At 58.6% G+C, this 24,198-nt stretch carries 21 protein-coding genes; 19 read left to right on the top strand and 2 right to left on the bottom strand.

Annotated features, from left to right (window positions below; all coding sequences use genetic code 11):
- Positions 1–154: 154 nt before the first annotated feature.
- The 3 genes from M5B44_RS00395 (at position 155) to M5B44_RS00385 (ending at position 3,203) form a co-directional block, all read left to right on the top strand.
- Complete coding sequence (locus M5B44_RS00395; RefSeq protein WP_085710539.1) at positions 155–1,006, top strand: glycine betaine ABC transporter substrate-binding protein; 852 nt, start codon at positions 155–157, stop codon at positions 1,004–1,006.
- 230 nt (positions 1,007–1,236) lie between these two features.
- Positions 1,237–1,548, top strand: coding sequence for a DUF485 domain-containing protein (locus tag M5B44_RS00390; RefSeq protein WP_085710541.1), 312 nt, complete (start codon positions 1,237–1,239; stop codon positions 1,546–1,548).
- On the top strand, positions 1,545–3,203 hold the full coding sequence (locus tag M5B44_RS00385) for a cation acetate symporter (protein WP_085710542.1): 1,659 nt from the start codon (positions 1,545–1,547) through the stop codon (positions 3,201–3,203). The genes M5B44_RS00390 and M5B44_RS00385 overlap by 4 nt, the downstream gene beginning before the upstream one ends.
- A gap of 840 nt (positions 3,204–4,043) precedes the next feature.
- Here the strand turns inward: M5B44_RS00385 and gltA are convergent.
- Positions 4,044–5,333: a citrate synthase gene (gltA, locus tag M5B44_RS00380; RefSeq protein WP_007959044.1), complete on the bottom strand. Its 1,290-nt coding sequence runs from the start codon at positions 5,331–5,333 to the stop codon at positions 4,044–4,046.
- Positions 5,334–5,697: 364 nt separating this feature from the next.
- Here gltA and sdhC point away from each other — a divergent pair, with 364 nt between their 5' ends.
- From sdhC to M5B44_RS00320, 12 genes are all read left to right on the top strand, one after another.
- A complete protein-coding gene (gene sdhC, locus M5B44_RS00375) occupies positions 5,698–6,072 on the top strand; it encodes a succinate dehydrogenase, cytochrome b556 subunit (protein ID WP_011333113.1) in 375 nt (124 codons plus the stop codon).
- Positions 6,066–6,434: a succinate dehydrogenase, hydrophobic membrane anchor protein gene (gene sdhD / locus M5B44_RS00370; protein ID WP_085710546.1), complete on the top strand. Its 369-nt coding sequence runs from the start codon at positions 6,066–6,068 to the stop codon at positions 6,432–6,434. The genes sdhC and sdhD overlap by 7 nt, the downstream gene beginning before the upstream one ends.
- Positions 6,435–6,437: 3 nt before the next feature.
- Positions 6,438–8,210 carry a succinate dehydrogenase flavoprotein subunit gene (sdhA, locus tag M5B44_RS00365; RefSeq protein WP_248737925.1) on the top strand — a complete coding sequence of 591 codons (1,773 nt, stop codon included), beginning with the start codon at positions 6,438–6,440 and terminating at the stop codon, positions 8,208–8,210.
- Between the two features lie 11 nt (positions 8,211–8,221).
- Positions 8,222–8,926, top strand: a complete 705-nt coding sequence (locus M5B44_RS00360; RefSeq protein ID WP_065260469.1) for a succinate dehydrogenase iron-sulfur subunit — start codon at positions 8,222–8,224, stop codon at positions 8,924–8,926.
- Positions 8,927–9,198: 272 nt separating this feature from the next.
- The gene (locus tag M5B44_RS00355) at positions 9,199–12,030 is read left to right on the top strand and encodes a 2-oxoglutarate dehydrogenase E1 component (protein ID WP_085710549.1); all 2,832 of its coding nucleotides are present in this window, start codon (positions 9,199–9,201) and stop codon (positions 12,028–12,030) included.
- 42 nt (positions 12,031–12,072) lie between these two features.
- On the top strand, positions 12,073–13,293 hold the full coding sequence (gene odhB, locus M5B44_RS00350; RefSeq protein ID WP_114881938.1) for a 2-oxoglutarate dehydrogenase complex dihydrolipoyllysine-residue succinyltransferase: 1,221 nt from the start codon (positions 12,073–12,075) through the stop codon (positions 13,291–13,293).
- A 97-nt stretch (positions 13,294–13,390) separates the two neighbouring features.
- A complete protein-coding gene (gene lpdA, locus M5B44_RS00345) occupies positions 13,391–14,827 on the top strand; it encodes a dihydrolipoyl dehydrogenase (RefSeq protein ID WP_093224724.1) in 1,437 nt (478 codons plus the stop codon).
- 199 nt (positions 14,828–15,026) lie between these two features.
- The gene (gene sucC / locus M5B44_RS00340; protein WP_007959029.1) at positions 15,027–16,193 is read left to right on the top strand and encodes an ADP-forming succinate--CoA ligase subunit beta; all 1,167 of its coding nucleotides are present in this window, start codon (positions 15,027–15,029) and stop codon (positions 16,191–16,193) included.
- Positions 16,193–17,077: a succinate--CoA ligase subunit alpha gene (gene sucD / locus M5B44_RS00335; RefSeq protein WP_011333119.1), complete on the top strand. Its 885-nt coding sequence runs from the start codon at positions 16,193–16,195 to the stop codon at positions 17,075–17,077. The genes sucC and sucD overlap by 1 nt, the downstream gene beginning before the upstream one ends.
- Before the next feature lie 329 nt (positions 17,078–17,406).
- Positions 17,407–18,720 (top strand): branched-chain amino acid transport system II carrier protein, encoded by a 1,314-nt coding sequence (gene brnQ, locus M5B44_RS00330; RefSeq protein ID WP_085710552.1) that lies wholly within the window; start codon positions 17,407–17,409, stop codon positions 18,718–18,720.
- 150 nt (positions 18,721–18,870) lie between these two features.
- The gene (locus M5B44_RS00325; RefSeq protein ID WP_248737924.1) at positions 18,871–19,608 is read left to right on the top strand and encodes a DUF599 domain-containing protein; all 738 of its coding nucleotides are present in this window, start codon (positions 18,871–18,873) and stop codon (positions 19,606–19,608) included.
- Positions 19,608–20,009 (top strand): MAPEG family protein, encoded by a 402-nt coding sequence (locus M5B44_RS00320; RefSeq protein ID WP_248737923.1) that lies wholly within the window; start codon positions 19,608–19,610, stop codon positions 20,007–20,009. The genes M5B44_RS00325 and M5B44_RS00320 overlap by 1 nt, the downstream gene beginning before the upstream one ends.
- Before the next feature lie 77 nt (positions 20,010–20,086).
- Here M5B44_RS00320 and M5B44_RS00315 read toward each other — a convergent pair whose 3' ends face one another.
- Complete coding sequence (locus tag M5B44_RS00315) at positions 20,087–20,323, bottom strand: hypothetical protein (protein WP_011333123.1); 237 nt, start codon at positions 20,321–20,323, stop codon at positions 20,087–20,089.
- A 158-nt stretch (positions 20,324–20,481) separates the two neighbouring features.
- On the opposite strand from M5B44_RS00315, the gene M5B44_RS00310 reads away from it, so the two are divergent.
- The 4 genes from M5B44_RS00310 to M5B44_RS00295 all read left to right on the top strand — a co-directional run bounded on the left by M5B44_RS00310 (position 20,482) and on the right by M5B44_RS00295 (position 24,190).
- A complete protein-coding gene (locus M5B44_RS00310) occupies positions 20,482–20,958 on the top strand; it encodes a PaaI family thioesterase (protein WP_085732282.1) in 477 nt (158 codons plus the stop codon).
- A complete protein-coding gene (locus M5B44_RS00305; protein ID WP_248737922.1) occupies positions 20,955–21,407 on the top strand; it encodes a PaaI family thioesterase in 453 nt (150 codons plus the stop codon). The genes M5B44_RS00310 and M5B44_RS00305 overlap by 4 nt, the downstream gene beginning before the upstream one ends.
- 81 nt (positions 21,408–21,488) lie before the next feature.
- Positions 21,489–23,393, top strand: coding sequence for a molecular chaperone HtpG (gene htpG / locus M5B44_RS00300; protein WP_248737921.1), 1,905 nt, complete (start codon positions 21,489–21,491; stop codon positions 23,391–23,393).
- 68 nt (positions 23,394–23,461) lie between these two features.
- Entirely contained in the window at positions 23,462–24,190 is a 729-nt protein-coding gene (locus tag M5B44_RS00295; protein ID WP_248737920.1) for a dienelactone hydrolase family protein, read from the top strand.
- The last annotated feature ends 8 nt before the right edge of the window (positions 24,191–24,198 follow it).

Below are 24,198 nucleotides of genomic sequence, written 5' to 3'. Positions count from 1 at the left end.
GTCGCTGTGTGCGTCAGGTTGATGATCAAAGCCATCAGTACTCCGCTGATGTTCGAACGAGTTTGCGGTCAGGCGTGATGGGGGCGCTGTGCACCATAACAATACGTTGACGATGCCCGGCATCCGTCGGGCGCAGCATTTCGGGGAAGTAACGATGAAGATGCGACGACTTTTAGGCGCAGGTGCCGCTCTGGTGCTTGCGATGAGCTCAACTTTCGCCAGCGCTGAAAAACAGACCCTGAACATCGGTTACGTTGACGGCTGGTCCGACAGCGTCGCGACCACCCACGTGGCGGCCGAAGTCATCAAACAGAAACTCGGCTACGACGTGAAACTCCAGGCCGTCGCTACCGGGATCATGTGGCAGGGCGTTGCCACCGGCAAACTCGACGCCATGCTGTCGGCCTGGCTGCCCGTGACCCACGGCGAATACTGGGCGAAGAACAAGGATCTGGTCGTCGATTACGGCCCGAACTTCAAGGACGCGAAAATCGGCCTGATCGTGCCCGAGTACGTCAAAGCCAAATCCATCGAAGACCTGAAAACCGACGACAGCTTCAAGAATCGCATCGTCGGCATCGACGCCGGCTCGGGCGTGATGCTCAAGACCGACCAGGCGATCAAGGATTACGGCCTGACCGGTTACACCCTCAAGGCCAGTTCCGGCGCCGGCATGATCGCCGAGCTGACCCGCGCCGAGAAAAAGAACGAATCCATCGCCGTGACCGGCTGGGTGCCGCACTGGATGTTCGCCAAGTGGAAGCTGCGCTTCCTCGACGACCCGAAAGGCGTGTATGGCGCGGCTGAAACCGTGAACAGCATCGGCAGCAAAGAGCTGGATGCCAAGGCGCCGGAAGTGGCGAAGTTCCTGAAGAACTTCCAGTGGGCCTCCAAAGATGAAATCGGTCAGGTGATGCTGGCGATTCAGGACGGTGCCAAACCTGAAGCCGCTGCCAAGGACTGGGTCGCCAAACACCCGGACCGCGTGGCTGAATGGACCAAGTAATATAAGTCGAAGCGTCTAGTCTGCGCTTCCCAGGGCCGCCCGGCATTCACGTCGGACGGCCTTTTTTATGGCCCTTCCTTTAATGGCGGATGCGCACCTTTTTCGGGCCGTCTGGAAATTGGCAAAAACGCCATGGCGTTCTACTACTAAGGTCGTCTGGAAGCCGGCTCGCAGCCGCATACAGTGGATATGTTCCAAAAATAAAAATCTGTGCTGCGAGGATAAAAACAATGAACGACAGCATTTACCTCTCTATTCAGAACAGCCCGCGCTTCAAGGAGCTGGTGAAAAAAAGGGAAAGATTCGCCTGGATACTCTCGGCGATCATGCTAGGGCTCTACTCCGGATTCATCCTGCTGATCGCGTACGGGCCGCAAGTGCTCGGGACCAAGATCAGTGCCGGCTCATCGATCACCTGGGGCATTCCCATCGGTGTCGGGCTGATTGTCTCGGCCTTCATCCTGACCGGTATCTACGTACGCCGCGCCAATGGCGAGTTCGACGACCTGAACAATGCGATTCTCAAGGAGGCTCAGCAATGATCCGGCGTCTACTGGCTCTTTTGAGCATCGCAGCGTTCGCTCCGGCCGCCTGGGCCGCTGACGCCCTGACCGGCGAAGTCCACAAACAACCGCTCAACGTTTCCGCGATCGTCATGTTCGTGGTGTTCGTCGGCGCGACCCTGTGCATCACGTACTGGGCCTCCAAACGCAACAAGTCGGCTGCCGACTACTATGCGGCGGGCGGCAAGATCACCGGTTTCCAGAACGGTCTGGCGATTGCCGGTGACTACATGTCGGCGGCGTCCTTCCTGGGGATTTCCGCGCTGGTGTTCACCTCCGGCTACGACGGCCTGATCTACTCGATCGGCTTCCTGGTGGGCTGGCCGATCATTCTGTTCCTGATCGCCGAGCGTCTGCGCAACCTCGGCAAATACACCTTTGCCGACGTGGCGTCCTACCGCCTCGGGCAAACCCAGATCCGCACGCTGTCGGCCTGCGGTTCGCTGGTGGTGGTGGCGTTCTACCTGATCGCGCAAATGGTCGGTGCCGGCAAGCTGATCCAGCTGCTGTTCGGTCTCGACTACCACGTCGCGGTGATTCTGGTCGGTATCCTGATGTGCCTGTACGTGCTGTTCGGCGGTATGCTGGCGACCACTTGGGTGCAGATCATCAAGGCGGTGCTGTTGCTGTCCGGTGCCTCGTTCATGGCGCTGATGGTGATGAAGCACGTCAACTTCGACTTCAACACCCTGTTCTCCGAATCCATCAAGGTTCACGCCAAGGGCGAAGCGATCATGAGCCCCGGCGGTCTGGTGAAAGACCCGATCTCGGCGTTCTCCCTCGGCCTGGCGCTGATGTTCGGTACCGCCGGCCTGCCGCACATCCTGATGCGCTTCTTCACCGTGAGCGACGCGAAAGAAGCCCGTAAGAGCGTGCTGTACGCGACCGGTTTCATTGGCTACTTCTACATCCTGACCTTCATCATCGGCTTCGGCGCGATCCTGCTGGTCAGCACCAATCCGGCCTTTAAAGATGCGGCGGGTGCTCTGCTCGGCGGCAACAACATGGCGGCGGTGCACCTGGCCAACGCCGTGGGCGGCAGCATCTTCCTCGGCTTCATCTCGGCCGTGGCGTTCGCGACCATCCTGGCGGTAGTGGCGGGCCTGACTCTGGCCGGTGCTTCGGCGGTGTCCCACGACCTGTACGCCAGTGTGATCAAGAAGGGCAAGGCCAACGAGAAGGATGAAATCCGCGTTTCGAAGATCACCACCGTCGCACTGGGCGTGCTGGCCATCGGCCTGGGCATCCTGTTCGAAAGCCAGAACATTGCGTTCATGGTCGGCCTGGCGTTCTCCATCGCGGCGAGCTGCAACTTCCCGGTGCTGCTGCTTTCGATGTACTGGAAGAAGCTGACCACCCGTGGCGCCATGATTGGCGGCTGGCTGGGTCTGGTGAGTGCGGTGGGCCTGATGATTCTTGGCCCGACCATCTGGGTGCAGATTCTGCATCATGAGAAGGCGATCTTCCCTTACGAGTATCCGGCGCTGTTTTCGATGATCATTGCGTTTATCGGAATCTGGTTCTTCTCGATCACCGACAAGTCGGCGGCGGCAGAGAACGAGCGGGCGCTGTTCTTCCCGCAGTTTGTGCGTTCGCAGACGGGGTTGGGGGCTAGTGGGGCGGTTTCGCACTGAGGCTTTTTGTGTAGGTTGAGTTGAATGGAAAATGCCCTGGTCGAGAGATTGGGGCGTTTTTTTGTGGGCGGTTATCGGATGTTCTTGGGGATTGGGTGTATATCCGTTGCTGCGGTAACGGCTTCTTAGGGTTCCGCCCTTACGGCGGGTCACTTTTGACAAACGCCTCAAAAGTAACCAAAAACGCTTGCTCCTACGTCCGGCCCGCTCGCTGGGGCTCGGGGTTCCTTCGCTCCGGAATTCATCCGGGGGGCATCGCCTACGGTTTGCTTCGCTGCACCTCCTCTCGATGTGTTTGGCTTCGCCAAACGGTCGCTGCGCTCCCACCCCCGGATAAATCCCTCCACTCAGCCTTCCGACGTCGCCAAAAGATCAAAAGCTTTTCTCGAGCTAACGCTCATCGTGGTGAGTGGCTCTTGATCTGGCTTTTGCTCTGGCTCTGGCTCTGGCTTTTGATTTTTTGCCCCTTCGGCAGGCCGAGCGGAGGTGTTCATCAGGGGGTAGGCGCGCAGCGCCGTGCGGCGTAGCCGCATACATCGAGAGGAGGTGCAGCGAAGCAAACCGTAGGCGATGCCCCCTGATGGACGCCGTAGCGAGGGAACACTGAGCCTAAGCGAAGTGCCGTACGCCGGGGCAAAGCCTTTTGCTTACTTTTCGGCGTTTGGAAAAGTGAGTCGCTGTAAGAGCGAAACCGCCAGCGGCAGCACCCGAAGAAACGGATATGTACCCAATCTACAAACAGTCGGCCCGAAGGCCGCTGAGATGAAACAAACAAAAACGGCCCCCATTCACATGGAGGCCGTTCCCGTTACAACTTAAGACGTTATCGCAAGACTGGTCTTATTTGCGGTCTTCCAGCTTGGTGATATCCCGCGACTCATAACCAGTGTACAGCTGGCGCGGACGGCCAATCTTGTACGGACTGGAGAGCATTTCCTTCCAGTGCGAGATCCAGCCGACAGTACGTGCCAGGGCGAAGATCACGGTGAACATGCTGGTCGGAATGCCGATCGCCTTGAGGATGATCCCCGAGTAGAAGTCGACGTTCGGGTACAGCGAGCGTTCGATGAAGTACGGGTCGGTCAGGGCGATCTCTTCCAGGCGCATGGCCAGTTCGAGTTGCGGATCGTTCTGGATGCCCAGTTCCTTCAACACTTCGTCGCAAGTCTGCTTCATCACGGTCGCACGTGGGTCGCGGTTCTTGTAGACGCGGTGACCGAAGCCCATCAGCTTGAACGGATCGTTCTTGTCCTTGGCCTTGGCGATGAACTTGTCGATGTTCGAGACATCGCCGATTTCATCGAGCATGGTCAGCACGGCTTCGTTCGCACCGCCGTGGGCAGGGCCCCACAGTGCAGCGATACCGGCGGCGATACAAGCGAACGGGTTGGCACCCGAGGAGCCGGCCAGACGCACGGTGGAGGTCGAAGCGTTCTGCTCGTGGTCGGCGTGGAGGATGAAGATCCGGTCCATGGCCTTGGCGAGTACCGGGCTGATCGGTTTGATCTCGCACGGGGTGTTGAACATCATGTGCAGGAAGTTTTCCGCGTACGACAGGTCGTTGCGCGGGTACATCATGGGTTGGCCCATGGAGTACTTGTAAACCATCGCGGCCAGGGTCGGCATCTTGGCAACCAGGCGGATCGCGGAAATTTCGCGATGCTGCGGGTTATTGATGTCGAGGGAGTCGTGGTAGAAGGCCGAGAGGGCGCCGACTACACCGCACATGACGGCCATCGGGTGGGCGTCACGGCGGAAGCCGTTGAAGAAGGTTTTCAGCTGCTCGTGAACCATGGTGTGGTTCTTCACGGTGCCGACGAACTGGGCCTTTTGCTCTGCAGTCGGCAGTTCGCCGTTCAGCAGCAGGTAGCAGGTTTCCAGGTAGTCCGACTTTTCAGCCAGCTGTTCGATCGGGTAGCCGCGGTGCAGCAGGATGCCGTTGTCGCCGTCGATATAGGTGATCTTCGATTCGCAGGAAGCGGTCGACATGAAACCGGGGTCGAAAGTGAAGCGGCCCGTGGCCGTCAGGCCCCGAACATCGATTACATCGGGACCAACGGTGCCGGTTAAAATGGGCAGCTCGACGGGGGCTGCGCCCTCGATGATCAACTGCGCTTTTTTGTCAGCCATGTGGCCTCCTATTTATGCTTGAAATCATCAGACAGACCCCCCACGCAGGGCCCGCACCACTATAGTGAGATAAATTCGAATGTCAATTTGCCTAAAGTCTTGCTCCAGAAGGCTTTAACCGCACTTTTTCCTCGAAATTGCCTGCCATTTACGCCTTTTATACAACTTGTGCAATCAGCTATTGGGGGTAGGCGATTGCGTTGTCATTAGTAGCCTAACTGTCTATACTCGGCGACCGACCGCCAAGGGCTTTTGGGCTTGCTTTCATTGGGGGTCGCATCCCTGGGTGGTGGTTACCTGACCAGTGCACTCCCCAACAACTTTGCCCTGATTGTTAGGGGCTCTTCAGTGTGAAAAAAAAGCCGTGAAAAGCCAACGACCTGTAAACCTAGACCTAAGGACCATCAAACTCCCCATCACCGGCGTTACGTCGTTTCTTCACCGTGTTTCCGGCATCATCCTCTTCCTGGGCCTCGGCATCATGCTTTATGCATTGGGCAAATCCCTGGGTTCCGAGGAAGGTTATGTCGAGGTGAAGGCATGCTTGACCAGCCCGCTGGCCAAGTTCGTAGCATGGGGCCTCCTGTCCGCTCTGCTGTATCACCTGGTTGCCGGTGTGCGCCACTTGATCATGGACATGGGCATCGGTGAGACGCTGGAAGGCGGCCGCCTGGGCTCGAAACTGATCATCGCCGTTTCCGTGGTGCTGATCGTTCTGGCAGGAGTTTGGATATGGTAACCAGCGTTACAAACCTTTCGCGTTCGGGCCTCTATGACTGGATGGCACAGCGCGTGTCTGCGGTCGTTCTCGCGGCTTATTTCATTTTCCTGATCGGCTACCTCGCCGCTCACCCGGGCATCGGCTATGAACAATGGCATGGCCTGTTCGCCCACAACGGAATGCGTATCTTCAGTCTGCTGGCACTGGTTGCCCTGGGCGCTCACGCCTGGGTCGGCATGTGGACCATCGCGACCGACTACCTGACGCCGATGGCGCTGGGCAAGTCCGCGACTGCAGTACGTTTCCTTTTCCAGGCAGTATGCGGCGTCGCGATGTTCGCTTACTTCGTCTGGGGTGTGCAGATTCTCTGGGGTATCTGATTCATGGCTAACATTCCAACGATTTCTTTCGACGCCATCATCATTGGTGGCGGCGGTGCCGGCATGCGCGCTGCGCTGCAGCTGGCACAGGGCGGTCACAAGACTGCCGTGATCACCAAGGTCTTCCCGACCCGTTCGCACACTGTATCCGCCCAGGGCGGCATCACCTGCGCCATCGCGTCGGCCGACCCGAACGATGACTGGCGCTGGCATATGTACGATACCGTCAAGGGTTCCGACTACATCGGTGACCAGGACGCTATCGAATACATGTGTCAGGAAGGCCCGGCTGCCGTTTTCGAGCTGGACCACATGGGTCTGCCGTTCTCGCGCACCGAAACCGGCCGTATCTACCAGCGTCCGTTCGGCGGTCAGTCGAAGGATTACGGTAAAGGCGGGCAGGCTGCCCGTACCTGCGCCGCTTCCGACCGTACCGGTCACGCGCTGCTGCACACCCTTTATCAGGGCAACCTGAAAGCCGGTACCACGTTCCTGAACGAGTACTACGCTGTCGATCTGGTCAAGAACGACGCAGGCGACTTCGTCGGTGTGATCGCAATCTGCATCGAAACCGGTGAAACCACCTATATCCGCGCCAAGGCCACCGTGCTGGCGACCGGCGGTGCAGGTCGTATCTATGCGTCCACCACCAACGCCCTGATCAACACCGGTGACGGCGTCGGCATGGCTCTGCGTGCTGGCGTGCCGGTACAAGACATTGAAATGTGGCAGTTCCACCCGACCGGCATCGCCGGCGCCGGTGTACTGGTTACCGAAGGTTGCCGTGGTGAAGGTGGTTACCTGATCAACAAGCACGGCGAGCGTTTCATGGAGCGTTATGCTCCGAACGCCAAAGACCTTGCCGGTCGTGACGTGGTTGCCCGCTCGATGGTTAAAGAAATCATCGCCGGCAACGGTTGCGGTCCGAATGGCGACCACGTAATGCTCAAACTCGACCACTTGGGCGAGGAAGTGCTGCACAGCCGTCTGCCAGGCATCTGCGAACTGTCGAAGACTTTCGCACACGTTGACCCGGTGGTTGCTCCGGTTCCGGTTGTTCCGACCTGCCACTACATGATGGGCGGCGTTGCCACCAACATTCACGGCCAGGCAATCACCCAGAACGCCGAAGGCGTAGACACCATCATCCCGGGCCTGTTTGCGGTCGGTGAAGTGGCTTGCGTATCGGTTCACGGCGCCAACCGTCTGGGCGGCAACTCGCTGCTCGACCTGGTGGTCTTCGGTCGCGCTGCCGGCCTGCACCTCGAAAAAGCCCTGACTGACGGCATCGAATACGATGACGCCACCGAAGCCAACATCGAGGCTGCCCTGGCACGCCTGAGCGCGCTGAACAACCGTACCGACGGCGAAGACGTCGCTACCCTGCGTCGCGAGCTGCAAAGCTGCATGCAGAACTACTTCGGTGTATTCCGTACCGGCGAATACATGCAGAAGGGTATTGCCCAGCTGGCCGATCTGCGCAAGCGCATCGCCAACGTGAAGATCAACGATAAGTCGCAGGCGTTCAACACTGCACGTATCGAAGCGCTGGAACTGCAAAACCTGCTGGAAGTGGCTGAAGCTACCGCCATTGCTGCCGAAGTACGTAAAGAGTCCCGCGGTGCTCACGCCCGTGAAGACTTCGAAGACCGTGACGACGAAAACTGGCTGTGCCACACCCTGTACTTCCCGGGTGAGAAACGTGTCGCCAAGCGTGCCGTGAACTTCTCGCCGAAGACTGTTCCGACTTTCGAACCAAAAGTCCGGACTTATTAAGGGTGACCGCCATGTTGAAAGTCAGTGTTTATCGTTACAACCCTGATCAGGACGCTGCGCCGTTCATGCAGGAATTCCAGGTCGATACCGGTGGTAAAGACCTGATGGTGCTGGACGTGCTGGCCCTGATCAAAGAGCAGGACGAGGGTTTCTCCTATCGTCGCTCCTGCCGTGAAGGTGTTTGCGGCTCCGACGGCATGAACATCAACGGCAAGAACGGCCTGGCGTGCATCACGCCGCTGTCCGCTGTCGTCAAAGGTAACAAGCTGGTCATCCGTCCTCTGCCAGGTTTGCCGGTTATCCGTGACCTGGTCGTCGATATGAGCATCTTCTACAAGCAATACGAGAAGGTTAAGCCATTCCTGCAGAACGACACGCCGGCTCCGGCCATCGAGCGTCTGCAGTCCCCTGAAGAGCGTGAAAAGCTCGACGGTCTGTACGAGTGCATCCTGTGCGCCTGCTGCTCGACCTCTTGCCCGTCCTTCTGGTGGAACCCGGACAAATTCCTGGGTCCGGCTGCTCTGCTGCAAGCGTACCGCTTCCTGGCAGACAGCCGTGACACCAAGACGTCCGAGCGTCTGGCGTCCCTCGATGACCCGTTCAGCGTCTTCCGCTGCCGGGGCATCATGAACTGCGTCAACGTATGTCCGAAAGGCCTGAACCCGACTAAGGCCATCGGTCACATCCGTAACATGCTGCTTTCGAGCGGCGTGTGATTCAGAAGCTGTAACTGCCGCTGTAAAAAGCGGCATCGCTGCACCGTACAGGTCAAGGCGCGGGCTTCAACCCGCGCCCTGGCTATAACCAGAGCAACAGCCATAAGCTGCGGCTCTTATTTTGAAGAAATGAGACAAGCAGGGGCATCCGGGCTGGTACCCGGACTATCAGTGTGATCCTAAGTGGCTTGTTTTGGTCGCTGCATTCGGACTTCTGCAAGTTTGCTCGGTGTCGACACCGATGGTGTTCCCCTAACCGAGGGTGACCAAGCATGCAAGAAAGCGTGATGCAGCGCATGTGGAACAGCGCCTACCTTTCAGGTGGAAACGCTGCCTATGTGGAAGAGCTTTATGAGCTCTACCTGCACGACCCTAACGCTGTGCCAGAAGAGTGGCGCACCTACTTTCAGAAGCTGCCCGCCGACGGCGGCTCTGCCACCGATGTTTCGCACTCCACAATTCGCGATCATTTCGTGCTGCTGGCGAAGAACCAGCGCCGCGCCCAACCGGTTTCCGCCGGCAGCGTGAGCAGTGAGCACGAGAAGAAGCAAGTTGAAGTGCTGCGATTGATCCAGGCCTACCGTATGCGTGGCCACCAGGCAGCCCAGCTTGACCCGCTGGGGCTGTGGCAGCGTCCTGCACCTGCAGACCTGTCGATCAATCATTACGGCTTGACCAATGCCGATCTTGATACGACCTTCCGTGCCGGCGACCTGTTCATCGGCAAAGAGGAAGCGAGCCTACGCGAAATTCACGAAGCGTTGCAGCAGACATATTGCCGCACCATCGGCGCTGAATTTACGCACATCACCGATTCCGAGCAGCGCCAGTGGTTCCAGCAGCGTCTGGAAAGCGTACGTGGCCGTCCGGAATACTCCGCCGACATCAAGAGCCACCTGCTCGAGCGCGTGACGGCCGGTGAAGGTCTGGAAAAATACCTGGGCACCAAATACCCGGGCACCAAGCGTTTCGGTCTGGAAGGCGGCGAAAGCCTGATTCCGATGCTCGACGAACTGATCCAGCGTTCCGGTTCCTACGGTACCAAGGAAGTCGTCATCGGCATGGCCCACCGTGGCCGTCTGAACGTGCTGGTCAACACCTTCGGCAAGAACCCGCGCGAGTTGTTCGACGAGTTCGAAGGCAAGAAGAAGGTCGAGCTGGGTTCCGGTGACGTTAAATACCACCAGGGCTTCTCGTCCAACGTGATGACCGCCGGCGGTGAAGTTCACCTGGCCATGGCGTTCAACCCGTCCCACCTGGAAATCGTTTCCCCGGTGGTCGAAGGTTCGGTACGTGCCCGTCAGGACCGTCGTAACGACGCGACCGGCGAGAAGGTATTGCCGATCTCCATCCACGGTGACGCTGCATTTGCAGGTCAGGGCGTGGTGATGGAAACCTTCCAGATGTCGCAGACCCGCGGTTTCAAGACCGGCGGTACCGTGCACATCGTGATCAACAACCAGGTCGGTTTCACCATCAGCAACCCGCTGGACTCGCGTTCCACCGAGTACGCCACCGACGTTGCGAAGATGATCCAGGCGCCGATCCTCCATGTGAATGGCGATGATCCGGAAGCCGTACTGTTCGTGACCCAGCTGGCCATCGATTACCGCATGCAGTTCAAGCGTGACGTGGTGATCGACCTGGTCTGCTACCGTCGTCGCGGCCACAACGAGGCCGACGAGCCAAGCGGCACCCAGCCTCTGATGTATCAGCAGATCACCAAGCAGCGCACCACCCGTGAGCTGTACGCTGATCGTCTGACCCAGGGCGGTGTGCTTGACGCAGAGCGTGTTCAGGCGAAAGTCGACGAATACCGCAACGCGCTGGACAACGGTCTGCACGTAGTGAAATCGCTGGTCAAAGAGCCGAACAAAGAGCTGTTCGTGGACTGGCGTCCGTATCTGGGCCACGCCTGGACTGCGCGTCACGACACTCGCTTCGATCTGAAAACCCTGCAGGAACTGTCCGCCAAGCTGCTGGAAATTCCGGAAGGCTTCGTGGTTCAGCGCCAGGTCGCGAAGATCTACGAAGACCGTCAGAAGATGCAAGCCGGCGGCCTGCCGATCAACTGGGGTTACGCCGAAACCATGGCGTACGCGACCCTGGCGTTCGAAGGTCACCCGATCCGCATGACCGGTCAGGACATCGGCCGCGGTACGTTCTCGCACCGTCACGCTGTTCTGCACAACCAGAAAGATGCCGGCACCTACATTCCGCTGAAACACCTGTACGAAGGTCAGCCACGCTTCGACCTGTACGACTCGTTCCTGTCGGAAGAAGCGGTACTGGCGTTCGAATACGGTTACTCGACCACCACGCCAAACGCGCTGGTGATCTGGGAAGCCCAGTTCGGCGACTTCGCCAACGGTGCACAGGTTGTTATCGACCAGTTCATCACCAGCGGCGAGCACAAGTGGGGCCGTCTCTGCGGTCTGACCATGCTGCTGCCGCACGGCTACGAAGGTCAGGGCCCTGAGCACAGCTCGGCACGTCTTGAGCGTTACCTGCAGCTGTGCGCCGAGCACAACATTCAGGTGTGCATGCCGACGACTCCGGCGCAGATCTACCACTTGCTGCGTCGTCAGGTGATCCGCCCGCTGCGCAAGCCGCTGGTAGTCCTGACTCCGAAGTCGCTGCTGCGTCACAAACTGGCAATCTCGACGCTGGAAGATCTGGCCGAAGGTTCGTTCCAGACCGTTATCCCGGAAATCGATGCACTGGACCCGAAAAAGGTCGAGCGCGTGGTTCTGTGCAGCGGCAAGGTCTACTACGACCTGCTGGAAAAACGCCGTGCCGAAGGCCGCGAAGATATCGCCATCGTGCGTATCGAGCAGCTGTACCCATTCCCTGAGGACGACTTGAAAGAAGTCCTGGCTCCTTACACCAACGCCAAAGCGGCTGTCTGGTGCCAGGAAGAGCCGATGAACCAGGGCGCCTGGTACTGCAGCCAGCACCACCTGCGTCGCAGCATCAGCAACCTCAACAAATCTCTCGTACTCGAGTACGCGGGCCGTGAGGCTTCTGCTGCACCTGCATGTGGTTACGCATCGATGCACGCCGAGCAGCAGGAAAAACTGCTGCAAGACGCGTTTACCGTTTAACGCCTTCGCGCACCTGAAACCGAATTTAAGGAACCACAGACAATGGCTATCGAGATCAAAGCCCCCACTTTCCCGGAATCGGTTGCCGATGGCACCGTTGCCACCTGGCACAAACAACCGGGCGACGCCGTCAAGCGTGACGAACTGATCGTCGACATCGAAACCGACAAGGTCGTTCTGGAAGTGCTGGCCACCGCCGACGGCGTGCTGGGCGCAATCGTCAAGGGCGAGGGCGACACCGTCCTGTCCGACGAAGTGCTGGGCTCCATCGTTGAAGGCGGCGCTGCTGCCGCTGCTCCGGCTGCCGCTGCTGCTCCGGCCGCTGCTGCCGCTGCCCCGGCTGCTGCCGGCGCTGACGAAGATGCGATCGCTGCTCCGGCCGCTCGCAAGCTGGCCGAAGAAAACGGCATCAACCTGGCTTCCGTAAAAGGCACCGGCAAAGACGGCCGTGTGACCAAGGAAGACGTGGTTGCCGCTGTTGAAGCGAAGAAATCCGCTCCGGCTGCTGCACCGAAAGCTGCTGCTCCGGCCGCTGCCGCTCCTGTGTTCGCCGCTGGCGACCGCATCGAGAAGCGCGTTCCGATGACCCGCGTTCGTGCCACCGTTGCCAAGCGTCTGGTTGAAGCCCAGTCGAACATGGCAATGCTGACTACTTTCAACGAAGTCGACATGACCGAAGTCATGGCCCTGCGTTCGAAGTACAAGGACCTGTTCGAGAAGTCCCACAACGGCGTACGCCTGGGCTTCATGTCGTTCTTCGTGAAGGCTGCCACCGAAGCGCTGAAACGCTTCCCGGCGGTCAACGCTTCGATCGACGGCAACGACATCGTTTACCACGGTTATGCCGACATCGGCGTTGCTGTTTCCAGCGACCGTGGCCTGGTAGTTCCGGTTCTGCGTAACGCCGAACACATGAGCCTGGCTGAAATCGAAGGCGGCATCGCCACCTTCGGCAAGAAGGCCCGTGACGGCAAACTGTCGATGGACGAGATGACCGGCGGTACCTTCACCATCACCAACGGTGGTACCTTCGGTTCGATGATGTCGACCCCGATCGTCAACCCGCCGCAGGCAGCGATTCTGGGCATGCACAACATCATCCAGCGTCCGATGGCCATCAACGGTCAGGTCGTTATCCGTCCGATGATGTACCTGGCACTGTCCTACGATCACCGTCTGATCGATGGCAAAGAAGCTGTGACTTTCCTGGTGACCATCAAGAACCTGCTGGAAGATCCGGCTCGTCTGTTGCTGGATATCTGATAGAAGCAGCCATGAGCTGCAGGTTTCAGGCTGCCGGAGACGGCAGTCTGGCTTGCAGCTTGCGGCTTGAAGCTTTTCGCTAAAGAGGATTTTTTGAATGTCGCAGAAATTTGACGTAGTAGTGATCGGTGCCGGCCCTGGCGGCTACGTAGCTGCCATCAAGGCCGCGCAACTCGGTCTGAGCACTGCCTGCATCGAGAAGTACACCGATGCTGAAGGCAAGCAAGCCCTGGGCGGCACCTGCCTGAACGTAGGCTGCATTCCGTCCAAGGCGCTGCTGGACAGCTCCTGGAAATACAAGGAAGCCAAAGAAAGCTTCAACGTTCACGGTATCTCGACCGGCGAAGTCAAAATGGACGTCGCTGCGATGGTTGGCCGCAAGGCCGGCATCGTCAAGAACCTGACCGGCGGCGTTGCCACCCTGTTCAAGGCCAACGGCGTAACTTCGATCCAGGGCCACGGCAAACTGCTGGCCGGCAAGAAAGTCGAAGTCACCAAGCCGGACGGCTCGGTTGAAGTCATCGAAGCCGAAAACGTCATCCTGGCTCCAGGTTCGCGTCCGATCGACATTCCACCGGCTCCGGTCGATCAGAAAGTCATCGTCGACTCGACTGGCGCACTGGAATTCCAAACCGTACCTAAACGTCTGGGCGTGATCGGCGCTGGCGTGATCGGTCTGGAACTGGGTTCGGTATGGTCGCGTCTGGGTTCGGAAGTAGTTGTTCTGGAAGCTCTGGACACTTTCCTGATGGCAGCGGACACCGCTGTTTCCAAGGAAGCGCTGAAAACCCTGACCAAACAGGGTCTGGACATCAAGCTGGGCGCTCGCGTGACCGGTTCGAAAGTGAACGGCGACGAAGTCGTTGTGAACTACACCGATGCCAACGGCGAACAGACCATCACTTTCGACAAGCTGATCGTAGCCGTTGGTCGCCGTCCGGTGACCACTGATCTGCTGGCTGCCGACAGCGGCGTGACCCTGGACGAGCGCGGTTTCGTGCACGTTGACGATCACTGCGCCACCACCGTACCGGGCGTTTACGCCATCGGTGACGTGGTTCGCGGCATGATGCTGGCTCACAAAGCCTCGGAAGAGGGCATCATGGTTGTCGAGCGCATCAAGGGCCACAAGGCCCAGATGAACTATGACCTGATCCCTTCGGTTATTTATACTCACCCGGAAATCGCATGGGTTGGTAAAACCGAGCAGGCCTTGAAAGCTGAAGGCGTTGAAGTTAACGTCGGCACCTTCCCGTTCGCAGCATCCGGCCGTGCCATGGCCGCCAACGATACCGGTGGTTTCGTCAAGGTCATCGCCGATGCCAAGACTGACCGCGTATTGGGCGTGCACGTGATTGGCCCGAGCGCTGCAGAACTGGTTCAGCAGGGCGCGATCGGTATGGAATTCGGCACCAGCGCTGAAGACCTGGGCATGATGGTTTTCTCCCATCCGACCCTGTCCGAAGCCTTGCACGAAGCAGCTCTGGCGGTGAATGGCGGCGCCATCCACATTGCCAACCGCAAGAAGCGTTAAGACACAATAAGAAACCACGGCGGTACGGCCCGTCGTGAGCCTTGCGTGCAAGACTCACCGCGGAATGTCCGCTGGACGCAGCCTTGCGTAGCTGCACCGGGTATCCGGAAAGGCTACGCAAGCAGCAGTCACAGGTGGCGCGGCACTCATCAAGAGCGCAGCGCCGAATGCGCAGTACCTAACGAAGACGGTAAAAAGCATGAATCTTCACGAGTATCAGGGTAAGCAGCTGTTCGCTGAATACGGCCTGCCAGTTTCCACTGGTTTCGCAGTAGACACCCCGGAAGCAGCAGCAGAAGCTTGCGACAAAATCGGCGGCAACGAGTGGGTTGTCAAAGCCCAGGTTCACGCCGGTGGTCGCGGTAAAGCGGGCGGCGTCAAGCTGGTTCGCAGCAAAGAAGACGCCAAAGCCTTCGCACAGCAGTGGCTGGGCAAGCGTCTGGTGACTTACCAGACTGATGCCAATGGCCAGCCAGTCACCAAGATCCTGGTTGAATCGTGCACTGATATCGCTAAAGAGCTGTACCTGGGCGCTGTCGTTGACCGTTCGAGCCGTCGCATCGTGTTCATGGCCTCCACCGAAGGTGGCGTGGACATCGAGAAAATCGCTCACGACACTCCAGAAAAAATTCTGAAAGCCACTATCGATCCACTGGTTGGCGCTCAGCCGTTCCAGGGTCGCGAGCTGGCATTCCAGCTGGGTCTGGAAGGCAAGCAGGTTGCTCAGTTCGCCAAGATCTTCGTAGGTCTGGCCAAGCTGTTCAAGGATCACGACCTGGCTCTGCTGGAAGTTAACCCGCTGGTGATCAAGGCTGACGGCGATCTGCACTGCCTGGACGCCAAGATCAACATCGACGCCAACGCAATGTACCGTCAGCCTAAGCTGAAGACTTTCCACGATCCGTCCCAGGACGATCCGCGCGAAGCGCACGCTGCCAAGTTCGAACTGAACTACGTAGCGCTGGAAGGCAACATCGGCTGCATGGTGAACGGTGCCGGCCTGGCCATGGGTACCATGGACATCGTCAACCTGCACGGCGGCAAGCCAGCCAACTTCCTCGACGTAGGTGGTGGTGCTACCAAAGAACGCGTTACCGAAGCTTTCAAGATCATTCTGTCCGATAGCAATGTCGCTGCAGTACTGGTTAACATCTTCGGCGGCATCGTTCGTTGCGACATGATTGCCGAAGGCATCATCGGTGCAGTGAAAGAAGTCGGCGTGAAAATCCCGGTTGTTGTTCGTCTTGAAGGCAACAACGCTGAACTGGGCGCTAAAGTACTGGCAGAAAGCGGTTTGAACATCATCGCTGCTACCAGCCTGACCGACGCTGCTCAACAAGTCGTTAAAGCTGCGGAGGGCAAGTAATGAGCGTCCTGATCAATAAAGACACCAAAGTAATCTGCCAGGGCTTCACCGGCGCGCAGGGTACTTTCCACTCCGAACAAGCCATTGCCTACGGCACCAAAATGGTTGGCGGCGTGACTCCAGGCAAAGGTGGCACCACTCACCTGAACCTGCCTGTGTTCAACACCGTGAAAGAAGCTGTAGAAGCCACTGGCGCCACCGCCAGCGTGATCTACGTTCCGGCTCCTTTCTGCAAGGACTCGATCCTGGAAGCAGCATTCGGCGGCATCAAGCTGATCGTCTGCATCACCGAAGGCATTCCTACCCTGGACATGCTGGACGCGAAAGTTAAGTGCGACGAGCTGGGTGTTACCCTGATCGGCCCTAACTGCCCAGGCGTGATCACTCCGGGCGAGTGCAAGATCGGCATCATGCCAGGTCACATCCACTTGCCAGGCAAGGTCGGTATCGTTTCCCGTTCCGGCACCCTGACCTACGAAGCTGTGAAGCAGACCACTGACGCCGGTTTCGGTCAGTCGACTTGCGTCGGCATCGGCGGTGACCCGATCCCGGGTTCGAACTTCATCGACATCTTGAAGCTGTTCCAGGAAGACCCGAAGACCGAAGCGATCGTAATGATCGGCGAGATCGGCGGTTCGGCTGAAGAAGAAGCGGCTGCCTACATCAAGGCCAACGTGACCAAGCCGGTTGTTTCCTACATCGCTGGTGTGACTGCTCCTCCGGGCAAGCGCATGGGCCATGCTGGCGCAATCATCTCCGGCGGCAAAGGCACTGCAGACGAGAAATTCGCTGCTCTGCAAGACGCAGGCGTGAAAACCGTGCGTTCGCTGGCAGACATCGGCAAGGCCCTGGCCGAGCTGACTGGCTGGGAAGTGAAGAAGTAAGCTTCGGCTGACTTTTCAGCTCCAGCAACAAAGGCCACCTTCGGGTGGCCTTTGTCGTTTCTGATGTTCGGTTTGACGATGGCGATTTATAGGCACCTGCCCAATTACATGCAAAAACGCGACACAGACACGTCGCGTATCGGATAGTTCGCCCTCAAACAGTGCGTTTGTCAGACAAATTCGTTAGGCTAGCAGCCATTTTTGCGTCTGCCGCCCACAAGGCATGCAACGCGCTAAACGGGTCAGTCTTATACGGATTGACAGCATTTCCCTAACCCCACAGGGAAATCCCCCTCTAAATTCCGATTCAGTAGTGTGGTATTTCCTTAATGAAAGTTTTGAAAGGTCAGGACATCCTGGCACTTGGCTTTATGACATTCGCCCTGTTCGTCGGGGCCGGCAACATCATCTTCCCGCCTATCGTCGGTTTGCAGTCCGGGCCAAACGTCTGGATGGCGGCGTTGGGCTTCCTGATCACGGCGGTCGGTCTGCCGGTGATCACCGTTGTCGCGCTGGCCAAGGTCGGCGGGGCGATGGATGCGCTGAGCACGCCGATCGGCAAGATTGCCGGTGGTGTGCTGGCAGCCGCGTGCTACCTGGCAGTCGGCCCGTTGTTCGCCACGCCGCGTACCGCGACCGTGTCCTTTGAAGTGGGTCTGGCGCCGCTGACCGGCGAAAGCCCGCTGGCGCTGTTCCTCTACAGCTCGGTGTATTTCCTGCTGGTGTTCTTCATCTCGCTTTATCCGGGCCGTCTGCTGGATACCGTGGGGCGTTTCCTCGCGCCGCTGAAGATCATCGCCCTGGCGGTGCTCGGCATTGCCGCGTTCGCGCTGCCGGCCGGTGACATCGGCGTGGCCACTCCGGAATACGTCGCTGCACCGTTCTCCCAGGGGTTCATCAATGGTTACCTGACCATGGATACCCTGGGCGCCCTGGTGTTCGGCATCGTCATCGTCAACGCGATCCGTTCCCGTGGCGTTGAATCGCCGGCGCTGATCACCCGTTACGCGATCATCGCCGGGCTGATCGCCGGCGTCGGTCTGGCGCTGGTGTACGTCAGCCTGTTCCGTCTCGGCTCCGGCAGTCATGAGGTGGCTGCGGGTGCTACCAACGGCGCGGCGGTGCTGCACGCTTATGTGCAACATACCTTCGGTTCGCTGGGCAGCGGTTTCCTTGCGGTGCTGATCTCTCTGGCGTGTCTGGTGACGGCGGTCGGCCTGACCTGTGCCTGCGCCGAATACTTCAGCCGCATCGTGCCGCTGTCCTACAAGACGCTGGTCATCATCCTCGCGGCGTTTTCGCTGCTGGTGTCCAACCTGGGCCTGACCAAGCTGATCGCGTTCTCGATCCCGGTGCTGACCGCGATCTACCCGCCGTGCATCGTGCTGGTGGCCCTGAGCTTCTGTGCAGCGTTCTGGCATGAGCAGAGCCGCATCATGGGCCCGGTGATGCTGGTGTCGTTCGTGTTCGGCACGATCGATGCGTTGAAAGGCGCTGGTCTGGCTGACTGGATGCCATCGCAACTGTCCCATCTGCCGCTGAGCGAGCAGGGCCTGGCGTGGCTGGTGCCATGCGTGATGACCCTGGTGGTCGCAGTGGTTTGTGACCGCCTGCTGGGCAAGCGCGCCGAAGCCCTGGCTTAAGATTGCCGGCCCGTCACAAGCGGGCTTGAGCGATTAAACAGAAATGCCCCGTATCAATCGATACGGGGCATTTTTTATGGGCGTCAGGCAGTGTCTTTTCCTTTCGGCTAACGTCGAAGGGGAGCCGAAATCTTCCACACAGGAATTTGCATGTCGTTCATCCAAGCCAACCTGATCCACTTGCTTGCCGCGCTCTGGTTCGTCATCTGCTGGGGCGGTTACACCCGTTATGCCACCTGGAAGGCCCGTGACACGGCGTGCCTGGCCAGCGTGTTGCACCTGTACCGCGAAGACTGGATGCGCCGCATGCTGCTGCGTGACAACCGCATCGCCGATGCCAGCGTGATCGGCAACCTCGAGCGCAACGCCTCGTTCTTCGCTTCCAGCACACTGATCATCCTGGCCGGCATCCTGACTGTGCTCGGTGCTTCGGAGCGTGCGGTATCGTTGCTGGCGGACATTCCGATGGTGCAGCAGGCCTCTCAGGGCATGTCGGAGATCAAGTTGCTGTGCCTGGCGCTGGTGTTTGTCTATGCGTTCTTCACGTTCAGCTGGTGCATGCGTCAGTACAACTTTGCAGCCGTTCTGGTGGGCTCGGCGCCGATGATCGGTGAGCGTCAGGTGTCCGAGCTGGAGCGCAAGGCGTTCGCTTCCCGGGCGGCGCGGGTGATTTCGATGGCGGCCAACCAGTTCAACTTCGGTCTGCGTTCCTATTACTTCGGCATGAGCATGCTGGCGTGGTTCGTCAGCCCGTGGCTGTTCATGCTGATGAGTGCGGGGGTGGTGCTGGTGTTGTATCGCCGCGAGTTTCATTCCGACGTGCTCGATGTAATGGTCTATACCCCTACAGAGGCGCCGTTGCCCGAAACGATCAAAGAGGCTGCTTGATGAGTATTCCGTTCTGGTGTGTGTTTATCAGTGCGTTGTTGATTTACGTGGCGCGCATGCCCGTGGGCAAGGCCATGAAAGAGCAGGGCGGTTACAACAATCACCTGCCGCGTCAGCAACAGGCGCAACTCACCGGTTACGGCGCCCGGGCACTGGCGGCACATCAGAACAGCATTGAAGCATTCATCCTGTTTGCCGTGGGTGTGCTGATGGCGCATACGACGCAAACGGCGGGATGGTTGATCGATACGTTGGCGATCATCTTTGTGATCGCACGGATTCTCTATCTTTGGTTCTACCTGGCCGATATTCCCAAGCTGCGCAGTCTGGTGTGGCTGGTCGGATTAGTGTGTTCATTGTTGCTGATGATTAGTCCGACTTTTAAAACCGCATTGCTCTAACAAGGCATTACCAAAAAATGACAGGCAAAAGAAAACCCGCACTTGGCGGGTTTTCTTTTTGGGCATCGAGAAGCGGCTTATTGCTTCTTGGCAGCTTCTTCTTGCGCTGCAGCGTTCGATTCGGCCTGATCTTTGGCGGCTTCGGCGTTTTCTTTCGCCGCGTCGTTCACTTTATCCTGAGCTTCATTCATTTTCTGCTGAGCTTGTTCAGCATGTTGATTGGCATCTTGAGCTTTGTCCTCGGATTTTTTATCGCAGGCAGCGAGACCGAGGGAAGCGGTCAACATCAAGGCAATAGCTAAAGTCTTACGCATGGGGTGTTTCTCCTTATGGAAAATAACTACTGGCCTTAAGAGCGCAGCCCCAAGGTTTAAGTTCCTCATTTCTCACAGATATATAAGTTTGTTTTGCAATGGAACTTTTGCTGTTCTTTCCACTACCGGGAACAGTGACTAACAAGAGTAATGATCAAATGGCCGAAAACCCTGTTTTTGAGCGTGCGACCCGCTTTCTCTCGGCCCTGCGCCACTGTCAGGTGCTGGGTTTGAAAGTGCACAGCGCCAGCAGCGAAGGCCTGACGGTGGTCTTGCCGTACAGCGCACAAATCGTTGGCAACCCGCTGACCGGCGTGGTCCACGGCGGGGCGATCACGTCGCTGATGGACACCGCGTGCGGCATGGCCACCTTGTGTGTTTTACCGGAATTCGAAGTCTGCCCGACCCTGGATTTACGCATCGACTATATGCACGCCGCCGAACCGCACAAGGACGTCTACGGTTTCGCCCAGTGCTACCGGGTCACCACCGACGTTATCTTCGCCCGTGGCTTCGCCTATCAGGACGATCCCGAGCACCCCATTGCCCATGTCGTCGGAACATTCATGCGCATGGGCAAGGGGCTCAAAGGTACCAAGGGCTTTGGTGGCGCGATCAAGGGAGAAAACCCATGAGCGATGACTTCAAGCAGCAACTGCAAGAAGCCCATGAGAAGGGTGACTACGCGCCGCTGCTGGCGTTGATTCCCTATGGCGGGCTGATCGGAGTCGAATGCGCTCGAGTCGGGGATGACCTGCTGTTCAAGCTGCCGGCGAACAAGGACAACATTGGTAACCCTTTATTGCCGGCGATCCACGGCGGGGTGATTGCCGGGTTCATGGAGCTGTCCGCTGCGCTACACCTGCTGATTTTCACCGGTGCGCCCGGTGTGCCGAAGATCATCGATTTCTCCCTCGATTACCTGCGGGCCGGGCAGTTCCGCGATACCTGGGCCCGGTGTCAGGTCTGCCGCCAGGGACGGCGGGTGGCCAACGTCGCGGTCACGGCCTGGCAAAGCACCGAAAGTGAACCGATTGCCACTGCCCGCGCCCACTTCAAAATCGACGAGCCCTTGAAATCCTGAACACCGCCCCCAACTCAGTGAACAACCCGCCGCAGACCACCTGGGTCGCGGCCAATGCCATCTGATTGGAGTTTGATGACCATGAGTGTGGAAACTCAAAAGGAAACCCTGGGCTTCCAGACCGAGGTGAAGCAACTGCTGCACCTCATGATCCATTCGCTGTATTCCAACAAGGAAATCTTCCTTCGCGAATTGATCTCGAACGCCTCCGACGCCGTCGACAAATTGCGCTTCGAAGCCCTGGCCAAGCCTGAGTTGCTCGAAGGTGGCGCTGAACTGAAAATCCGTGTGAGCTTCGACAAGGACGCCAAGACCGTCACCCTCGAAGACAACGGCATCGGCATGAACCGTGACGATGTGATCACCCACCTGGGTACCATCGCCAAATCCGGCACCGCCGACTTCATGAAAAACCTGTCGGGCGACCAGAAGAAGGACTCGCACCTGATCGGTCAGTTCGGCGTGGGTTTCTATTCCGCTTTCATCGTTGCCGATCAGGTTGACGTGTACAGCCGTCGCGCCGGCTCCCCTGCCAGCGAAGGCGTGCACTGGTCTTCGAAAGGCGAGGGCGAGTTCGAAGTCGCCACCATCGACAAACCAAAGCGCGGCACCCGTATCGTCCTGCACCTGAAATCCGGTGAAGACGAGTTCGCCGATGGCTGGCGTCTGCGTAACATCATCAAAAAGTACTCCGACCACATCGCGCTGCCGATCGAGCTGCCGAAAGAAGTGGCCGCTGCCGAAGGCGAAGAGAAGCCAGAGGTTGAATGGGAAACCGTCAACCGCGCCAGCGCCCTGTGGACCCGTCCTCGCACCGAAGTGAAGGATGAGGAATACCAGGAGTTCTACAAACACATCGCCCATGACTTCGAAAATCCGCTGTCGTGGAGCCACAACAAGGTCGAAGGCAAGCTCGAGTACAGCTCGCTGCTGTACGTACCGGCCCGTGCCCCGTTCGATCTGTACCAGCGTGAAGCGCCAAAAGGCCTGAAGCTGTACGTGCAGCGCGTGTTCGTGATGGATCAGGCCGAATCGTTCCTGCCGCTGTACCTGCGCTTCATCAAGGGCGTGGTCGATTCCAACGACCTGTCGCTGAACGTGTCGCGGGAAATCCTGCAGAAAGACCCGATCATCGACTCGATGAAGTCGGCGCTGACCAAGCGCGTGCTGGACATGCTGGAAAAACTGGCGAAAAACGAGCCTGAGCAATACAAGGGCTTCTGGAAAAACTTCGGTCAGGTCATGAAAGAAGGCCCGGCAGAAGATTTCGCCAACAAGGAAAAAATTGCCGGTCTGCTGCGTTTCGCATCGACCACCGAAGGCGACGGCGAGCAGATCGTCGGTCTGGCCGACTACCTGGCTCGCGCCAAGGAAGGTCAGGACAAGATCTACTACCTCACCGGCGAAACCTACGCGCAGGTCAAGAACAGCCCGCACCTGGAAGTCTTCCGCAAGAAAGGCATCGAAGTGCTGCTGCTGACCGACCGCATCGACGAGTGGCTGATGAGCTACCTGAGCGAGTTCGACGGCAAGAGCTTTGTCGACGTCGCGCGCGGTGACCTGGACTTGGGCAACCTGGATTCGGAAGAGGACAAGAAGGCCGCAGAAGAAGTCGCCAAGTCGAAGGAAGGTCTGGTCGAGCGCCTGAAAACCGCGCTGGGCGAGTCCGTTGCCGAAGTCCGCGTTTCCCATCGCCTGACCGATTCGCCGGCCATTCTGGCCATCGGCGAGCAGGACCTGGGTCTGCAAATGCGTCAGATCCTCGAGGCCAGCGGGCAGAAGGTGCCGGATTCGAAGCCGATCTTCGAATTCAACCCGAGCCACCCGTTGATCGCGAAGCTCGACAACGAGACCAGCGAAGAGCGTTTTGGCGACCTGTCGCACATCCTCTTCGACCAGGCCGCTCTGGCGGCTGGCGACAGCTTGAAAGATCCGGCCGCATACGTGAGCCGTCTGAACAAGCTGCTGGTTGAGCTGTCGGCTTGATCGAAATGTAGAAAAACCCGCTTCGGCGGGTTTTTTCATTCTGGTATTCAACCCATCAGGAGTCAGAAATGAGCCAAGTCACTGTACGTTCCGTGGTCTATCAGATTGACGGCCAGCCTTATGAAGGTCGTCTGGCGTTCGACACCGAGCACAAAAGTGCGCGTCCGGGCCTGTTGATGGCACCGAACTGGATGGGCGTCAGCGCTGGCGCGGAAGAGATCGCCAAATCCGTGGCGGCCAAGGGTTATGTGGTGCTGATCGCCGACGTGTACGGGCAAGCCGTGCGTCCGCAGAATGGCGATCAGGCGGGGGCGGCGATGATGCCGCTGAAGAATGACCGTGCACTGTTGCGCAAGCGTATGCAGGCTGCGTTCGAACAATTGCAGAAGCAGGGCGAAGCCGCCGTCGATACCTCGAAACTGGCGGTGTTCGGTTTCTGCTTCGGCGGTTGCTGTGCGCTGGATCTGGCCCGTACCGGTGCAGCGGTCAAGGCTGCCGTGTCGTTCCACGGCACACTGGATTCGCCGAACCCGGCGGACGCGAAGAACATCAAGGGCTCGGTGCTGGTGCTGCACGGCGCTTCCGATCCGCTGGTGCCGAAAGAGCAACTGCCGGCATTCGAAGACGAAATGAACGCGGCTGGCGTGGACTGGCAGTTGCTGAGCTACGGCGGCGCGGTGCACTCGTTCACCGATCCGCACGCCAATGTGCCGGGCAAGATGATGTACGACGCGAAGACCGCTGCGCGGGCGTTCAAGTCGATGCATGACTTGCTGGAAGAAGTGTTCAAAGGCTGATTCGGTTG

The organism is Pseudomonas sp. MWU12-2029 (assembly GCF_023242425.1).
Taxonomy (GTDB): domain Bacteria; phylum Pseudomonadota; class Gammaproteobacteria; order Pseudomonadales; family Pseudomonadaceae; genus Aquipseudomonas; species Aquipseudomonas kribbensis.
This window is presented reverse-complemented; position numbering and strand designations above follow the sequence as displayed.